Origin of the sequence: Pantoea sp. MBD-2R (assembly GCF_039134845.1) — a bacterium.
In the GTDB taxonomy this organism is placed as follows: domain Bacteria; phylum Pseudomonadota; class Gammaproteobacteria; order Enterobacterales; family Enterobacteriaceae; genus Erwinia.
The window spans coordinates 886,430-902,770 of the sequence record NZ_CP152417.1; the positions used below are offsets into that span (position 1 = coordinate 886,430).

The window sequence follows — 16,341 nt, forward strand, 5'->3', positions numbered from 1 at the left end:
AGGATCAGAGGAGACATTTTCGAATTGTCATCAGTCGAAAGTTCGATAAGGAGGAGAAAGCAGGATGAATAAATGGAATTTCAAACCTGAAAAGGTGGCACAAGGCAGGCAGGTGCCCCTCTTTTTTTAGCTCGCCATATCAGCGCCAAAGAGATTGGCATTTCGGATTAACACGTCCATTTCTCTTTTATTCGCACCGCTCTGCAATATATCAATGGGTGAGCGACGAACGCCATTTCCATATATATCAATCGGAGTCTTCAGTAGGTTCAAAATCATCATCGGATGAATGGCAGGATCGAAAGCACCCATAACCTCTTCGAACCCCGGCAGTAGTCCAGAATCGGTGAACTGAAAACGTGGATAGATAAAGTCGCCGTTCTGCTTAAAGGCAAGCAACTTGTTTTTTTTCACACGCGCGTGAACGCCCTGGCGAGAGATGCCAGGGATGTTTGCAACGTCATGTACCTTGAGCGTTCCTCCCATCTCCTGAAGCTGGTCGTAGAACTTCTCAAGATGCTCACGGCGACGGCGATTCTTGCGTAACTCGCTGTCAGGCACGCGTGTATTTTGCTCCAGCATCGTGGTGTACAAGCGCTGAAACAGAGTCTTGTCATCCAGGCTGACAGCACCCATAGCCTCTGATTTATCTTCAAACTCAGGCATCAAGCCCAGAGCGATATTATTAATACGTTTGAGAAGATTCAGCTGGTATTCGTTTAAGCCAGTAGTAGCAGCCCGATCTTTAGCGATAGTTGCATTGCTCATATGGCACCTCCATTTGACCACTATCACATGCTCAGTTGACCAGTTTGTAAATTTAATTATCAATACTGGTAAAGCGGGGTTGAGCCTGGTCGCCCAGCTGCACAGTAAATGACGTCATGGCTCGCTGTTCAATGAGATAGATATTAAAATTAGCAATAACAAAGGATTACAACGATGCTCCCCCACACAGCACCAGCTCCTGGCCGGTCATGGCATCGGCGGTGGGGGAGAGTAAAAAACTGACCAGTGCGGCAACCTCCTGCGGCTGGATGTAGCGCCCAATCGGCGGGAGTTTAGGGGGGGAGCTTTCGCGTCCAGGCTTAGTCAGCATCGGCGTTTCCGTTGCACCTGGCGCAACAATATTGGCCGTAATGCCGCGAGGAGCCAGCTCGGCCGCCCAGCTTCTGACCATACCTTTCATCGCCGATTTGGTGCTGACATACTGACTACGACCCGCCGCGCCGGTCGACGTGCGGCTGCCCAGTAAAACAATACGTCCTCCTTTTGGTAACTGCGCCACCAGCTCGTTAGCGAGGATCTCCGCGACCCGGATATGCAGGTGCCAAAGCTGTTCGCTAACGCCATCATCCAGCTCGCCCAGCTGCGCGGCCGTCATCATGCCTGCTGCATGAATAATGGCATCGACCGGCGGCAGCGTGGCCAGCGTCTGTTTTAATGCAGCAGTATCGAAAAGATCGACCGAACGCGAGGCAAAATGTGGATTATCGCGCTTAACCGCTGTACGACTGAGACCGGTCACGCGCCAGCCTTCAGCCAGCAGCTTATCGGTGACGGCCGCGCCAATACCGGAGCTGGCTCCGGTGACCAGGGCATGACGGTTCATCGCTTTTCCTCTTCCAGCACCACCTGAATATCCAGGTACTGGCGGTGAAATTCCGTATGGGGGCTTTCTGAGGGCGCGGTCTGCGCCACGCCGATTGTGCAGAACCCTGCTTCACCGACCGGCTGGATTTTGCCGTCATCATGCGCTTGTAATATGGCAAGCTGGTACCCTGGCCTTGCCGGCAGATTGCTAAGCAGATGTGGCAAGGTTGCCAGCGGCAGCGTCGTTAAATGCCCGGTGATCATTGCTCCTCCTTTGCTGCCAGCACCCATGCCTCGCTGACGCGAACATATTTGATCGCCTGGCGGAAATACGTGTAAGCAATATGCAGCTCGCCGTTCACACCCTCTTTGATGGTCGGATAGGAGAATTCGCGGTTCAGCTTCTGCTGTGAGTTATTGGTCATACAGTAGCCGTCGCCTTCATCCAGATTGCGCTGCCACGGCCAGCTCTGGCCACCATCTTTCGAAATCGCCAGCGTCATTGGCGCTCGCGGCGCCCCCCAGAAAGCGGTCTTACCGCTGTGCACAACGGGCTGCGTTGCGACGGCGACATCATCCTCATCTTCTATCTCATCGTATAAGGAGAGGCGGCGTTCACTGGCGCCTTCGGCGCTCATGGCATTGAATACCAGCGCCAGATCGCCATTCGCCAGCGTCGTCACCTGGATCGACGAGTTGTTATTCGGCAGATCGGTTGGCTGCGGAACCGACCAGCTCTCGCCCCGATCGAAGGAGCGGCTGAGATAAATATGATCCGCCCAGCGGCTGCGGTACAGTGCCAGCAGGGAGCCATCCTTCAGCAGCGTAATGTTCATATGCACGCAACCGGTACTTTCCGGTACGGCAACATCCCGCCAGGTTCTGCCCTTATCGGAGGAGATTTTTACCGCGCTGGTGTCCGCGTTGCCGACCCATTTTTCACCGGGCTGCGTCAGGCAGTAAAACACCGGCAGCAGCCAGTTGCCGTTATCCAGCACCACCACCGGCTGGCGGATAAAGGTGCCGGGCTTATCCAGCAGCGTGGCGATGGGCCCCCAGGTTTTGCCCAGATCGCCGGACTGGCGGAAGCGAACAATAGCGGTATCCTGATTGCCTGACTTCTGCGCGGTGTACATTAGCCACAGTACGTTTTCGGGATCGAGAAACAGCACCGGGTTCTGCTCAGAACGGCTGCTGTCGTCGGAAAGCTTCAGCGGTTCGCTCCAGCGCTGGCTGCCTTTCGCCAGCCGTGAACACCAGACGGAAATATCCGCAATGCCTTCCTGAGTGCCGCCAAACCAGGTACAGAGCAGATCGCCATCCGGCAGCGGCAGCAGATTAGCCGCATGATTTTGTGGGCAGACGGAAGGCAGCATCGCCACTTGCAGGGCCGCATCATTGTCTGCGGGATGTACCAGGCCATCGCGTTCCACGGTTTGCTGAGTCATATCAGGCTCCACTTTTTTGCAGCGTGTTTTCGGTTTCTTTAACGGTTACGCGACGCGGGATCAGGTGGTCGATAACCATAATCACCGCTGGGGTGATCAGCGCGATATACATGTTGTTAATGCCAAAGGGATCGCCGAGCACAAACCAGACGGAGGTCATTACGCAGGCGCCAATCAAGCCCCAGTTGGCTCCACGCGCGCTTTTGAACATCGGCAGATAGAAGGCGATGATCGCCACCACGGAAATCGAAAGACGAATGGCGCGCGTAAAAAACGACAGCTTCAGCACTTCCGGGACGAACAGCACAAAAATCAGCGGCGCAAAGCCAATCGCCAGCGACAGCAGACGCGTCATTTTAAATTCGCGCTCCGGTGTAGGATGACGATACGGCACGTAAAAATCTTTCACGATCAATGACGTAATGGCCAGCGCGACGGTGCCGACGCTGACAAAGATCGAAGCCACCAGCGAAGTCGTCACGATGCCCGCCAGCCACGGATTCATATCCTGCAAGAATACCGGCAGCGCATACAGGCTGTTGATTTCAGGATGAAGGTACTTGGCCGCCACGCCAATTAGCGCAATCGCGAGGCCAATCGGCAGGCAGAAAAAGAACGCCACCCAGGTGGCACGGCGCGCGGCTGCCGGGCTTTTTGTCGAGGAGATCGCCTGAATCACGAACTGGGTACAGAAGATCGACCCGATCGTGCCGATCAGCCAGGCCATAATGGTGCTGGCACCGACATGACCGTCCCACGTCCAGTAGAAATCCGGCATTTTTTGCACCATTGGCGTAATGCCGCCGGTCATTTTCAGCGCCACACCAAGAATAATCAGAATGCCAATATATTTCAGCGCACTGTGCAGCATGGTCACCCATGCCATTCCTTTCATGCCGCCAAAAGCAAAATAGAACGTGCTGACGATAGCGGTAATAAAAGCGGCCACCGGCAGGTTTACTTTCAGCACGGTGGAAATCGCTGCCGCGCCGCTGACGTAGTTACCGACGTTCACCAGTAGCAGGGCGTAAATCATGATAAGGGAGATGATGTTTTTCGTGGTGCTACCGTACTTCTCGGCAATTGCGCCAGAAATGGTGATTTTTCCGGTGTTATAAATGCGTTTTACCAGCAGCAGGCCGAAAATCGGGAAGCCGATAGCGGCACCAATTACCGACCACGAGGCGGCAAAACCGTCTTCAAACGCCGCCTGGGCGGTACCCACGGTAGATTTGGCACCGATATATTCCGACATCAGCATTATCCCAACGATAAAGGCCGGCATGGAGCGCGCACCTTCCATAAAATCGCCGGAGCTTTTACTTCTTAACCGGAACGTTAGCCAGGTAGTAAACAAAATGTAGCCCACGACCATTACAATAATGATCAGCGTGCCCTGGTTGGAAAACTCTTTCATAGTGATGCCTCACAAAGAGTGTAAGCGCGCCGACCTTCAGGTTCTGTTCGCGCTTGTGTAGGGTTTAAGGAAAAGGGGTTAAACGCGCCCCATCGACACCTGGTGAGCCGGCAGTGAGTCGTGGTCGTCAATGGGTTCGACTTTGCCCATCAGGAACAGATAGTTAAGGATGCCAATCACCACCAGCACGGCGGAGAAGACCAGCGCCCAGGTAAAGGAACCGGTCGCCGCAACGATAGCGCCGGTGACGATCGGCCCCACCGCGCCGCCCATATTCGAGACGGTATTTTGCAAACCGGCGACGATAGAGACGCTGTTTTTCGGCGCAACGTCGCCGGGCAGCGCCCAGACTTGCGAAGCAGCGACCGTAGTGCCGGATTTCGCGACGCAGAGCAGAAAAACGGTCATAAAGACGGAGTCAGTAAAAGGCGCAAAACCAATACACAGCGCCATCAGCAGGCCAATGGTCAGGAACAGCTTGCGGGTGGCGGTCAGCGACAGCACTTTTTTATGCACTATCCGATCGGATGCCCAGCCAGCCGCGACCTCAATAATCATTCCGCACAGCAGCGGCAGGGCGGCAATCATTCCCATTTTGATAAAATCCATGCCTTTTTCTTTTACCAGGTAAGTCGGCAGCCAGGTAATAAAGAAATAGGAGGTGTAATTGATGGTGAAGAAGCCGATGCACATCGCCCAGATATTGCGATAGCGCAGCAGCTTGTACCATTTCATCGGCTTCACGTTTTTGTCGCCGTGCTGGCGGGCCTGGCCCTGACGGATCAGATTTACTTCCTGCGGGCTGATGTACTTGTGATCTTCCGGGTTTTCCGAGTAGATAAAGTACCAGGCAATGACCCAGAACAACCCGACGCCACCGATGACCAGGAAGGTCAGACGCCAGTCGAACAGATAAATCATCCAGACGATCAGCGGCATTGCCACCGCGCCGCCGAATTTTGAGGCGCTGTCGAACAGGCCGGAAACGGTAGCGCGCTCTTTATCCGGGAACCAGCGGGCGGTGATCCCGGCATTGCTCGGATAAGCCGCCGCTTCGCCCACGCCTAATGCCAGACGCAGTGCCAGCAGGGATTTAAAACCGGTCGCCAGCCCCATCATTGAGGTGGCGATAGACCACCAGGCGACTGCCAGACCCAGCCCTTTTTTCTGCCCGAAACGGTCGGCAAACCAGCCCGCCGGAATTTGTAGCAGCGAATAGGACCAGAAAAACGCCGCCATAATAAAGCCCATCATTTCAGGCTTGAGGCTTAGTTCGTCGATCAGATGGGGGGCGGCCGCAGACAGCACGGTGCGGTCGATATAGTTGATGGCAATCGCCAGCCACATCAGGCCAGCAATCCACCAGCGGATACGGGTGTTTCCTGCAACAGTATTCATAGTCATCGCCCGGTACAGAGGTTGTTATTATCCGGATCGCTGTCCGGCTTTTTAGTCGGGGCGGAAACGGCGCCCCGGGCTTTATTACAATGAATTCATAATATTAACTGGTCGCTGATGCTGGCAGACGCACTGGATAATCTGCTGCACGCAACGCTCGCCAATCGCGCTGATGGCGCCATCGGTATAGCCTGCGATATGCGAGGTAGGTATGAAATTCGCCAGCGAGAACAGCGGATGGGTCTCCAGAGGTTCACGATCGAAAACATCGGCGGCGGCACCCGCTATCACGTTATCGGTCAGCGCGTGGTACAGCTGCTCTTCGTTCACCACGCCGCCGCGCGAGACGTTAATCAGAAAGGCAGATTTCTTCATCATTCTGAGGCGTGAGCTATCAAACAGATTGCGCGTTTCAGGCGTCAGCGGGGTATGCAGCGTAATAAAGTCGCTCTGCGCGGTGAGCTCGTTGAGCGAAACAAACTCGATATTGTGCTCGGCGGCGAACTTCTCGTCGGGATAAAAATCGAAGGCCAGTACGCGCATATTGAAACCGCTGGCGCGCAGGGCAACCTGTTTGCCGATATTGCCCAGCCCAATAATGCCAAGCGTTTTGCCATAGACATCCGTAGCGAAAATACGCGGCCACTGTCCGGCACGGGTTGCTGTTGCGGCGGTGGTCACCTGACGGGCAATATTGAGGATCAGCGCGAACGCAAAATCCGCCACCGCATGCTTGTTGGCATCCGGCACGTTGGTCACAAAAACGCCGCGAGCCTGGGCGGCGATCAAATCGATATTGTCCACGCCGACGCCATGCTTGCAGACAATTTGCAGCTTTGGTGCTCGCGACAGCAGCTCTTCATTGACGTCGGTAAAGGCGACAATCATCGCTACGGTTTCTGCCAGATGTGGTTCCAGCGCGCTTAGCGGCGCGTCGGCGGGTAGCATGATCGGCTCCAGGCCCTGTTCTTTCAGTGCGGTAACAGGTCGGGCGTTATATTTTGCAAACGAGGGTGAAGTACAGAGAACTTTCATCGTGCTTGTCCCGGTATTGGAGCAGGCGGCAGCAGGCCGCCGCAAAATTATTGGGTGTACTGATTGACGATCTGGCGGATACGCTGCGCGTCGTCGTCGCTGAAGCGTACGGCATAGCGGCTTTCACCCACGTCATAGCCCATCAGCGCCACGGCTTTTTTCACGGCGGCGGGCGAGAAGGCCACGCTGTAGAGATCGGTGCGCAGGCCGGTGACGTTTTCCTGTGCCTTGCGCGAACCGTCGATATCACCAGCATAGAAACGCGCCCAGATAGCGTTGATCTCTTTCGGCGCGACGTTTGCCAGCCCGGAAATACAGGCGGAGCAGCCGTCGACAAAACCCTGATGGATCAGCGAGTCAGGTCCGTTCAGCACGTCAAAGTTTTGCTGGCCTTCTGCCGCCTGTAGAAAACCGCTCAGGCTTTCATAGCTGCCCGCGCTGTCTTTAATACCAATGATATTCGGGTGAGCGGCCAGTTTGCGGACGGTTTCCGGTTGCAACGTATTGCCGGTACGCGCCGGGATGTTGTAGAGGAAAACCGGCACGTCGAGTGCATCCGCCACGGCTTCGTAGTGGACGATCAGTTCCGCCTGCTTCAGCGGCACAAAGTAAGGCGTGATCACCGAAACAGCATCCACGCCGAGGGCCGCGACCTGTTTGCCAAGCCGGATTGTTTCGCGAGTAGAGATTTCGCCGACGTGGGCCACCACATGCGCTTTGCCTGCTACTTCGTCCACGCAGGTTTGGGTCACCGCCAGCTTCTCCTGCTCGTTGAGCACGAAAAATTCGCCGTTGGTACCGCCACAGAAGATACCGTTGCCCGCCGCCAGCTGACGGCGGATCTGCTCGCGCATCGCGCGCTCAAAGTAGTCGCCGTCGCGGGTAAAAGGCGTCACGATGGCGGTTAATACACCGGTAATTTTTTTCATCATATCCTCGGTTGTCATTAATGATTCAGTGCCGGAAACAGCGTCAGATAGACGTTGCGAACGTCGCTGGCGCTGACGGGAGCAGGAACGTTTTTCATCAGGCGCTGTACGTCCAGCGCAGCATCCACCAGATAGGGAAGATGGTCGGCATTAATGCCCAGCTCATCGAGGCTGGCGGGCAGCTTGAGGCGTTTGACCAGCGCGGCGAAGTAATCGACCAGCGCGAAAGATTTCTCTTCTTCGCTAAGCGTAAAGTCGGCATCTGGCAGCAGGTCATACGCCTGAGCGAATTTACTGACTGCCGCCGGGCGCACAAAGCGCATACAGGGTGCGAGCAGGATGGCGTTCGCCACGCCGTGGGGAAGGTGATATTTGCCGCCCAGCGGATAAGACATGGCATGCACCAGATGCGTCCCGGCATGCGCAATCGCCGCGCCGCCGTAATAAGAGGCCCAAAGCATATCGAGACGAGCCGCGAGGTTGTCGGGTTCGGCCAGCGTTTTTTCCAGGCTGGCAAACAGCTTTTTCAGGCCGATCAGCGCATAGTTATCGCTGACCGGATTCGCTACGGTTGCCGTGAAGCACTCAATCAGATGACACAGCGCATCGATTCCCGTAGAGGAGGCGATGTGCGCGGGCATGCTGATGGTCAGTTCAGGCGCCAGCACCACATAGTCCGGCAGCATCACCGGCGAAATAATACCGACCTTGGTCTCTTTTTCCGGGATCGCCAGGATGGCGTTTGGCGTGGCTTCTGAACCGGTGCCCGCAGTGGTTGGGATCAGCAATGAGGCGATGCGGCGCTGCGGTTTTTCGCCCTGAAGCAGCGCGTCCAGCGACGGCGCATCTTCCACACAGAGCACGGAGAGCAGTTTAGCGACGTCCAGCACGCTGCCGCCGCCAATACCAATAACCCTGTCGATGCCCTTGATAGCCAGCGGTGCAACAATCGCCGCCACGTCATGCTGGCTTGGTTCCGGCGGCACCGAATCGATGATGTTGACGGTCGGTACCTTACTGGCAATGTGTTTAATCAGCGTTTGTACCGCTGCAATCCCCGCAATATTTTTATCCGTTACCAGCAGCACGTGCTGGCAGTCATGCAGCAGATAGCCAATGTCATGAAGGGTTCCACTGATTACGGTGCTGTTGATATTCATTCGCCTTACCCTGTTTCTGCCCGCGCTGTCGCGAGTGATTTTAATTAGTCATTTACTCACGACTGTGAGCGAGTGGTGGCTAATTTTATAGGGTAAATTGATTTTTATTAATTTGATCGTGCTCACATATAATCAATCATGATTGAATATAATCATTACCGGTCGAAGCGAACCGCTTCCGTTCTTTTAGCCAGGAGAAAAGATGACGCGCTTGCAGTGGAAAACGCCGGTATTGGTGATCGCTGATGACTTTACCGGTGCCAATGATGCCGGCAGCGGGTTGGCCAGAGCCGGTGCGCGGGTCAATGTGCTGTTCAATGCACGACGGGATCAGGACGCCGATGTTCACGTCATCAACACCGACAGTCGTGCGGTCAGCGCCGGACTGGCCGCCCGCCTTACGACGGCGGCAATCCACAGCCATGCAGACATTGCGGCCAGCGGCTGGGTTTTTAAGAAAATGGATTCGACGCTGCGTGGAAATCCCGGGGCGGAAATTGAGGCGGCGCTGCTGGCAAGCGGCGCACCGGCCGCGCTAATCGCGCCTGCGGTGCCGACGCTGGGCCGCGTCACGCGGGAAGGCTGCTGTTTTATTCACGAGCAGCTGTTAACGACAACCGAATATGCCAGCGATCCAAAAACGCCCGTTACGCAAGCCAGCGTGCTGCTGCGGCTGAAAGAACAAAGCTCGCTGCCTGTCGGACTCATTCCCTTATCTGCGGTACGCGAAGCGGATCTCGTTGAAAGGATCCATGCGGCCATCGACCAGGGGCAGTTGCTGATCGTGGTTGATGCAGAAACCGATGACGATTTGCAGCGCATTATGCGAGCGGCTTCGCAGCTGGCTCAGCGACCGCTGCTGGCGGGCGCAGCCGGTCTCAGTGACGCGTTGGGAAACCTGCTGGCGCAAACCGCCAGGGCAGGGTTGTGCTCCACGGACAACGGCGACGGCAGCTATGCCGAAACCGAAGCCGAAACCGAAGCCGAAACCGAAGCCGAAACCGAAGCCGAAACCGTTGCAGCCACCGCGCACGGCAGAGCCTCGCAGTTCAGACCCGTGCTGGCCGTTGTTGGCTCAATGAGCGAAATCACCCAGCGCCAGCTAACCCAACTCCAGCAACATAAGCCGCTCTGCCTGATTGACGTTGATATCACCCAGCTGTTTACCGGCTGGCAGGACAGCGATAAGTGGTTACAAACGGCACGGCAGGCTTTGCTGCAAGGACGACACTGCGTCATCCGCACCTGTCAGCAGGCCGATCAGCGTCGGGCCATTACCGCCTTGTGCGAACGATACGATCTCTCTCGCCAGCAGCTTGGCGAAAGCATCTGCCTTTTTCTGGCAGAACTGACAGGTGACATTCTGAGCGAGGCGACGCCCGCCGGGCTGTATCTTTCGGGCGGCGACGTGGCGATAGCGGTGGCGCATAAGCTCGGTGCTCAGGGCTTTCATATTGTCGGACAGGTGGCGGGCTGCGTGCCTTATGGCCAGCTGCTGGCGTGTAAAAATGACCTGCTGGTGCTCACCAAGGCTGGCGGTTTTGGTGATGACAACACCCTGGTAGAGGTTTTTCGTTTTATTGAGGAGAAAGCGAGTGAGTAAAATTATTGCAGTTACCATGGGCGATCCGGCGGGTATTGGTCCGGAAATTATCATCAAATCTTTGGCTGAGGGAGAACTCTCCGGCGCGCCAGCGATTGTGGTGGGATGTGCGGCGACACTACGTCGGATTCTGGCGATGGGCATCACGCCGCAGGCTGAGCTGCGCGTGCTGAACAGCGTAGCCGATGCGCATTTTGCGCCAGGCATCATTAATATTATCGACGAGCCGCTCACCGATCCCGAGGCGTTAAAGCCGGGTGTGGTGCAGGTTGATGCAGGCGATCTGGCTTACCGCTGCGTCAAACGCGCCACCGAACTGGCAATGGCGGGGGACGTTCACGCTATCGCCACCGCGCCGTTAAATAAAGAAGCGCTGCATTCTGCCGGGCATCTCTATCCGGGGCATACTGAATTGCTGGCAAAGCTGACCAACAGCAAAGATTACGCCATGGTGCTGTACACCGATCGCCTGAAGGTCATTCATGTCACCACGCATATCGCCCTGCGCAAGTTCCTGGATACGCTGAACCGCGAACGTGTAGAAACGGTAGTCAGCATGGCAGATACTTTCCTTAAACGCGTCGGTTTTGAAAAACCACGTATTGCCGTGGCGGGCGTCAATCCGCATGCCGGAGAAAATGGCCTGTTCGGCGACGAAGAGATCGGGATTGTCGGTCCGGCAGTTGAGGCGATGAAAGCGCAGGGCTACAGCGTGTTCGGCCCCTGCCCGCCGGACACGGTTTTCCTGCAATGCTACGAAGGCCAGTACGATATCGTGGTGGCGATGTATCACGATCAGGGACACATCCCGCTGAAGCTGCTGGGCTTTTATGACGGGGTGAATATCACCGCCGGACTGCCGTTTATCCGCACTTCTGCCGACCACGGCACGGCTTTTGATATTGCCTGGACAGGTAAAGCGAAGTCTGAGAGCATGGCGATTTCCATTCAGCTAGCGATGCAGCTGGCATAAGGACATATGAAGGGACAAAGTCGCCTCGATCAGATTATGGATTATCTGAAAAGCCATAATCTCGTTACCGTCGATCAGCTGGTGGCTGCTATTGAAGCGTCACCCGCGACCATTCGCCGGGATCTTATTAAGCTCGATCGGGAAGGGGTGATCAGCCGGACGCACGGCGGCGTCACCCTGAATCGTTTTATTCCTGCGCAGCCGACCACGCTGGAGAAAATGCAGCGCAATCTGGCCGAGAAGCAGGCGATCGCTGTTGCTGCCGCCGGCCTGGTGAAATCTGGCGACTCCGTGGTGCTGGATGCGGGCACGACCATGCTGGAGCTGGCTCGTCAGTTAACGCATCTGCCGCTGCGGGTGATCACTGCCGACCTGCACATTGCGCTGTTTCTGTCGGCGTTTAAACAGATTGAAGTGACGATCATCGGCGGGCGGATTGATGATTCCAGCCAGTCCTGTATCGGCGAACATGGTCGCCGACTGCTGCGGAATATCTACCCTGATATTGCTTTTGTCAGCTGTAATTCCTGGAGTCTGGAGAAGGGGATCACCACGCCGACGGAAGAGAAAGCGGGGCTGAAAGAGGATTTGCTGGCCAACGCCCGGCAACGCGTATTGCTGGCAGACAGCAGCAAATACGGTTCCTGGTCGCTGTTTTGCGCCACGCCGCTGCAAAACCTTACCGACGTCATTACGGATAAGCATTTGAGCAGTGACGCTCATCTTCAACTGAGTGGTCAGGCATTCAACCTGATCCTGACGTAATGCCTGAAAGCAAAACGGGTGACCATTGGCCACCCGTTTCTGCTGTTACAGCGTTTTAAACCCCACGGACGGGATATTGCGTCCGTAGTAAATCTCACGCATCTCTTTCCACAGCAAATCGGTGATCCGCTTGTGCTCTTGCGGGCTGAGATCTTCCGGTTTGGTGTTAAATAAGTAGTGCTTCAGATCGAACTCTTTCAGTAACATCTTGGTATGGAAGATGTTTTCCTGATAAACGTTCACATCCATCATGTCGTACATCGATTTCATGTCTTCCGACATAAAGTTCTGAATGGAATTGATTTCATGATCGATAAAGTGCTTCACGCCTTTCACATCACGGGTAAAGCCCCGCACGCGATAGTCGATGGTGACGATATCGGATTCCAGTTGGTGGATTAAATAGTTCAGCGCTTTTAGCGGCGAAATGACGCCACAGGTAGAAACCTCAATATCCGCACGGAAGGTGCAAAGGCCGCCCTGAGGATGACTTTCCGGGTAAGTGTGCACACAGATGTGGCTCTTATCCAAATGGGCAACGACCGAACCCGGCAGCGGGCCTGGGTGTTCTGATGTATCGATATCTTTCGGGTCGATTGGCTCCTCGCTAACGAGGATGGTGACGCTGGCACCCTGCGGCTCGTAGTCCTGGCGAGCGATGTTCAGCACGTTAGCGCCGATAATCGAGCAGGTTTCGCTGAGGATCTCAGTCAGGCGGTTAGCATTATACTGCTCATCAATGTACGCAATGTATCCGTCACGCTCCGCATCGGTGTTTGCGTAACAGATATCGTAGATACAAAAACTCAGGCTTTTCGTCAGGTTGTTGAAGCCATGTAGTTTAAGCTTTTGCAATTTCGTTCACCCCCTTAAAATGCGCGGTCATTCGGCCAGCGCATTCAACAGATATTGTGGCAGGGCAAAGCTGCCAGTATGGATCGCCGGATTGTAGTAACGGCACGTCAGGCCAGCCGCATCGAAACGCGCCTGTAACGTTGTCGCATCCAGCTGACGCAGCGTTGGGTTATCGCTGGCCCAGGCAAAGGTCATGATGCCGCCGTAATAGGTCGGGATCGCCGCCTGGTAAAAGCTGACGTCGCCAAAATAGTGGCTCAGCTTGCGATGGCTGTTAATTGCCTCTTCCTGTTGCAGGAAGCAGACGCCGTTCTGCGCCACGAAAATGCCGTTCTCATTAAGGCAGCGTTTGCATCCGGCGTAAAACGCTGAGGTAAACAGGCTTTCACCCGGTCCGATAGGATCGGTACAATCGGAGATGATCACGTCGAATTTATCGCTACAGGTCGCGACAAAATTCACGCCGTCGTCAATCACCAGATTAAAGCGGGGATCATCATAAGCGCCCGCGCTGTGGTTCGGCAGATACTGCTTACAGAAATTGACCACGCCCGCGTCGATTTCCACCATGGTGATCTGCTCAATGGCTTTATGTCGGCTGACTTCACGCAGCATGGCACCGTCACCGCCGCCAATAATCAGCACGCGTTTTGCGGCGCCGTGGGCCAGCAGAGGGACGTGGGTCATCATTTCATGATAGATGAACTCGTCACGCTCGGTAGTTTGTACCACGCCGTCGAGCGCCATAACGCGACCCAAAGCGGCATTTTCGAAAATCACCAAATCCTGGTGTTCCGTCTTCTCACGGTACAGCACGTTGTCGACAGAAAAATACTGTCCAAACCCGGCATGAAGCGTTTCATACCACATTTCTTTCTCGGCCATGATGGGCTCTCCTGTCATTACAGCCACGAAAAATGGGGGCGATATCATAGCTAACTCTGACCGTGGTTGCACGGTCAAATTATCAGCAGGGGAAACGGTAAAACGGCGGGATTACTTCACGTAGGCGAGCAGGCTGAGAGAATCGCGAGCCAGTGATTTGCACTTCTTGTCGTTCGGGACGGCAATGCCGCTGAGGTCTTTGTAGCTGTCTGCGCCCAGCGACTTCATATTAAAGCTGCCGTAGTTGCTCAGATCCCAGCGATTTTGTCGGGCAAAAAAGACCAGTGCACGACGAATTTGCCCGTCCGGCAAATCCTGATAGCCACAGTCATTTTTCAGATACACAAAAACGGCGGTCAGATCCGCCAGATCTTCCGCTTCAGACTCGCTTAACGCAAAACTTGCCGACGAGAAGCTAAACAGACCCAGTAACAACAGAGCCCTGATGCTTTTCTTCATAATTGTTCTCAACCAATTGCAATACCCAGACGTTAGCACAGTTATCGGCAGGCTACAGGCAAAATTGCCAAAGAAATGTCCGGAATTCGCCATTTATTTACCGCGGCCAGCGGGTGGGCGTCGGGGAAACTTGACCTTGCTCCCGGGTAAGGGTTTATGCTGCGGGCGACAAACGATTGCCCGATTAAGGAAAGGCCGATGCAACGCCGTGATTTTATTAAGATGACTACCGCGATGGCCGCTGCCAGCGCGCTGCCGTTATGGAGCCGTTCGCTGATGGCCGCGCAGGCACGCCCGGAGCTGCCCATTCCAACGTTACTGTCGCCAGACGTGCGCGGTGTAGTGAATATCTCGGCTCAGCAAGGTCAGTCGGTCTGGGCGGGGCAGTCGGTGCCGACCTGGGGCTATAACGGGGGGCTTCTCGGCCCGGCGATTCAGCTTGAACATGGCAAACCCGTGACGCTGAATGTGCATAACATGCTGCCCGAAGCGACCACTCTCCACTGGCACGGTCTCGAACTGCCGGGAGAGGTTGATGGCGGGCCGCAGGCACTGATTGCGCCAGGCCAAACGCGTAGCGTCAGCTTCACGCCTGACCAGCCTGCGGCCACCTGCTGGTTCCATCCTCATCAGCATGGCCGTACGGGATATCAGGTTGCACAGGGGCTGGCAGGATTAGTGCTGGTCAAAGACGATACGGCTGAAAAACTGCTGCTGCCTAAACTGTGGGGCGTCGATGACATCCCCGTTATTCTTCAGGATAAAAGGCTGAGCATGGACGGCGGCAAGATAGATTACGAACTTGACGTGATGAGTGCCGCCGTCGGCTGGTTTGGTAACACCCTGCTGACGAATGGCGCGATTTATCCGCAGCATCCGGTTCCGCGTGGCTGGCTGCGGCTACGGTTGCTGAACGGCTGCAACGCCCGTTCGCTGAATATCTCTACCTGTGACCGCCGCGCCATGTACGTCATCGGCAGCGACGGCGGCCTGCTGGCCGAACCGGTAAAGCTAACCGAGCTTGCGATGTTGCCTGGGGAACGTTTTGAAGTGCTGATTGACACCCTGGACGGCAAACCTTTCGATTTACAAACGCTGCCGGTCAGGCAGATGGGCATGACGCTGGCGCCGTTCGACCAGCCGTTGCCGGTGCTCAGCATCAAGCCGCTACAGATCATGGCCAGCGGCTCGTTGCCGGACAAATTAGTCGACGTTCCGGCGCTTCCTGCACAGGACGGGCTGAAGACGCGCTGGCTACAGCTGTCGATGGATCCCGAGCTGGACCGCCGCGGCATGCTGGCGCTGATGGAAAGATACGGTCACGCGGCGATGGCAGGCATGAGCGGCGATGCTCATGATAATGATAATGAGATACCTCACGACACGCATCATGAGATGGCCGGCATGAAACCGTCAGCCACGCCGCAAGATTATGATTTCAGCATGGGCAATAAGATTAACGGCGTCGCTTTTGATATGAATAAGCCCGCTTTTGACGTTAAACAGGGCGTAACGGAGAAGTGGACGATTTCGGGCGAGGGTGACGCGATGCTGCATCCTTTCCATATTCACGGCACGCAGTTCCGTATTCTGTCGGAAAACGGCAAGCCGCCGGCCGCGCACCGTAGCGGCTGGAAAGATACGGTTCACGTTGAAGGCTGGCGTAGCGAAGTGCTGGTGCGCTTTGATCATCTGGCCGCCAAAGAGCAGGCGTATATGGCGCACTGCCATCTGCTGGAACATGAAGATACCGGCATGATGCTTGGGTTTACGGTGAGTGCCTAGCTAACATTGCACGCCAGGTTTACTGGATGTGTTTAC

At 55.5% G+C, this 16,341-nt stretch carries 16 protein-coding genes; 4 read left to right on the forward strand and 12 right to left on the reverse strand.

Annotated features, from left to right (window positions below):
• Positions 1-126: 126 nt before the first annotated feature.
• The 9 genes from AAGQ96_RS03985 to AAGQ96_RS04025 form a co-directional block, all read right to left on the reverse strand.
• Positions 127-768, reverse strand: a complete 642-nt coding sequence (locus AAGQ96_RS03985) for a DNA-binding protein (RefSeq protein ID WP_342754911.1) — start codon at positions 766-768, stop codon at positions 127-129.
• A gap of 166 nt (positions 769-934) precedes the next feature.
• Positions 935-1,612, reverse strand: coding sequence for an SDR family oxidoreductase (locus AAGQ96_RS03990; RefSeq protein WP_147195293.1), 678 nt, complete (start codon positions 1,610-1,612; stop codon positions 935-937).
• Entirely contained in the window at positions 1,609-1,857 is a 249-nt protein-coding gene (locus AAGQ96_RS03995) for a YhcH/YjgK/YiaL family protein (protein WP_147195294.1), read from the reverse strand. Before AAGQ96_RS03995 ends, AAGQ96_RS03990 begins: the two co-directional genes overlap by 4 nt.
• On the reverse strand, positions 1,854-3,041 hold the full coding sequence (locus AAGQ96_RS04000) for an exo-alpha-sialidase (RefSeq protein ID WP_342754912.1): 1,188 nt from the start codon (positions 3,039-3,041) through the stop codon (positions 1,854-1,856). The genes AAGQ96_RS03995 and AAGQ96_RS04000 overlap by 4 nt, the downstream gene beginning before the upstream one ends.
• Before the next feature lies 1 nt (position 3,042).
• Positions 3,043-4,458: a sodium:solute symporter family protein gene (locus tag AAGQ96_RS04005; RefSeq protein ID WP_342754913.1), complete on the reverse strand. Its 1,416-nt coding sequence runs from the start codon at positions 4,456-4,458 to the stop codon at positions 3,043-3,045.
• A 78-nt stretch (positions 4,459-4,536) separates the two neighbouring features.
• Complete coding sequence (locus tag AAGQ96_RS04010) at positions 4,537-5,856, reverse strand: MFS transporter (protein ID WP_342754914.1); 1,320 nt, start codon at positions 5,854-5,856, stop codon at positions 4,537-4,539.
• 84 nt (positions 5,857-5,940) lie between these two features.
• Positions 5,941-6,891 (reverse strand): phosphoglycerate dehydrogenase, encoded by a 951-nt coding sequence (locus tag AAGQ96_RS04015; protein WP_147195303.1) that lies wholly within the window; start codon positions 6,889-6,891, stop codon positions 5,941-5,943.
• Positions 6,892-6,938: 47 nt separating this feature from the next.
• Positions 6,939-7,823, reverse strand: coding sequence for a dihydrodipicolinate synthase family protein (locus AAGQ96_RS04020; protein WP_147200519.1), 885 nt, complete (start codon positions 7,821-7,823; stop codon positions 6,939-6,941).
• 14 nt (positions 7,824-7,837) lie between these two features.
• A complete protein-coding gene (locus AAGQ96_RS04025) occupies positions 7,838-8,980 on the reverse strand; it encodes an iron-containing alcohol dehydrogenase (protein WP_342754915.1) in 1,143 nt (380 codons plus the stop codon).
• 202 nt (positions 8,981-9,182) lie between these two features.
• Here AAGQ96_RS04025 and AAGQ96_RS04030 point away from each other — a divergent pair, with 202 nt between their 5' ends.
• Genes AAGQ96_RS04030 through AAGQ96_RS04040 form a run of 3 tightly spaced genes read left to right on the forward strand, consistent with a single transcriptional unit; the run spans position 9,183 to position 12,321 of the window.
• On the forward strand, positions 9,183-10,583 hold the full coding sequence (locus tag AAGQ96_RS04030; RefSeq protein ID WP_342754916.1) for a four-carbon acid sugar kinase family protein: 1,401 nt from the start codon (positions 9,183-9,185) through the stop codon (positions 10,581-10,583).
• Entirely contained in the window at positions 10,576-11,556 is a 981-nt protein-coding gene (locus AAGQ96_RS04035; RefSeq protein ID WP_342754917.1) for a D-threonate 4-phosphate dehydrogenase, read from the forward strand. Before AAGQ96_RS04030 ends, AAGQ96_RS04035 begins: the two co-directional genes overlap by 8 nt.
• 6 nt (positions 11,557-11,562) lie before the next feature.
• Positions 11,563-12,321 (forward strand): DeoR/GlpR family DNA-binding transcription regulator, encoded by a 759-nt coding sequence (locus AAGQ96_RS04040; protein ID WP_147195313.1) that lies wholly within the window; start codon positions 11,563-11,565, stop codon positions 12,319-12,321.
• Between the two features lie 45 nt (positions 12,322-12,366).
• Here AAGQ96_RS04040 and speD read toward each other — a convergent pair whose 3' ends face one another.
• The 3 genes from speD to AAGQ96_RS04055 all read right to left on the reverse strand — a co-directional run bounded on the left by speD (position 12,367) and on the right by AAGQ96_RS04055 (position 14,520).
• The gene (gene speD, locus AAGQ96_RS04045; protein WP_147195315.1) at positions 12,367-13,176 is read right to left on the reverse strand and encodes an adenosylmethionine decarboxylase; all 810 of its coding nucleotides are present in this window, start codon (positions 13,174-13,176) and stop codon (positions 12,367-12,369) included.
• Between the two features lie 27 nt (positions 13,177-13,203).
• Positions 13,204-14,061, reverse strand: coding sequence for a polyamine aminopropyltransferase (gene speE / locus AAGQ96_RS04050; protein ID WP_342754918.1), 858 nt, complete (start codon positions 14,059-14,061; stop codon positions 13,204-13,206).
• Between the two features lie 111 nt (positions 14,062-14,172).
• A complete protein-coding gene (locus tag AAGQ96_RS04055; protein WP_147195321.1) occupies positions 14,173-14,520 on the reverse strand; it encodes a YacC family pilotin-like protein in 348 nt (115 codons plus the stop codon).
• Between the two features lie 198 nt (positions 14,521-14,718).
• Here AAGQ96_RS04055 and cueO point away from each other — a divergent pair, with 198 nt between their 5' ends.
• A complete protein-coding gene (gene cueO / locus AAGQ96_RS04060) occupies positions 14,719-16,305 on the forward strand; it encodes a multicopper oxidase CueO (RefSeq protein WP_342754919.1) in 1,587 nt (528 codons plus the stop codon).
• Positions 16,306-16,341: the final 36 nt, after the last annotated feature.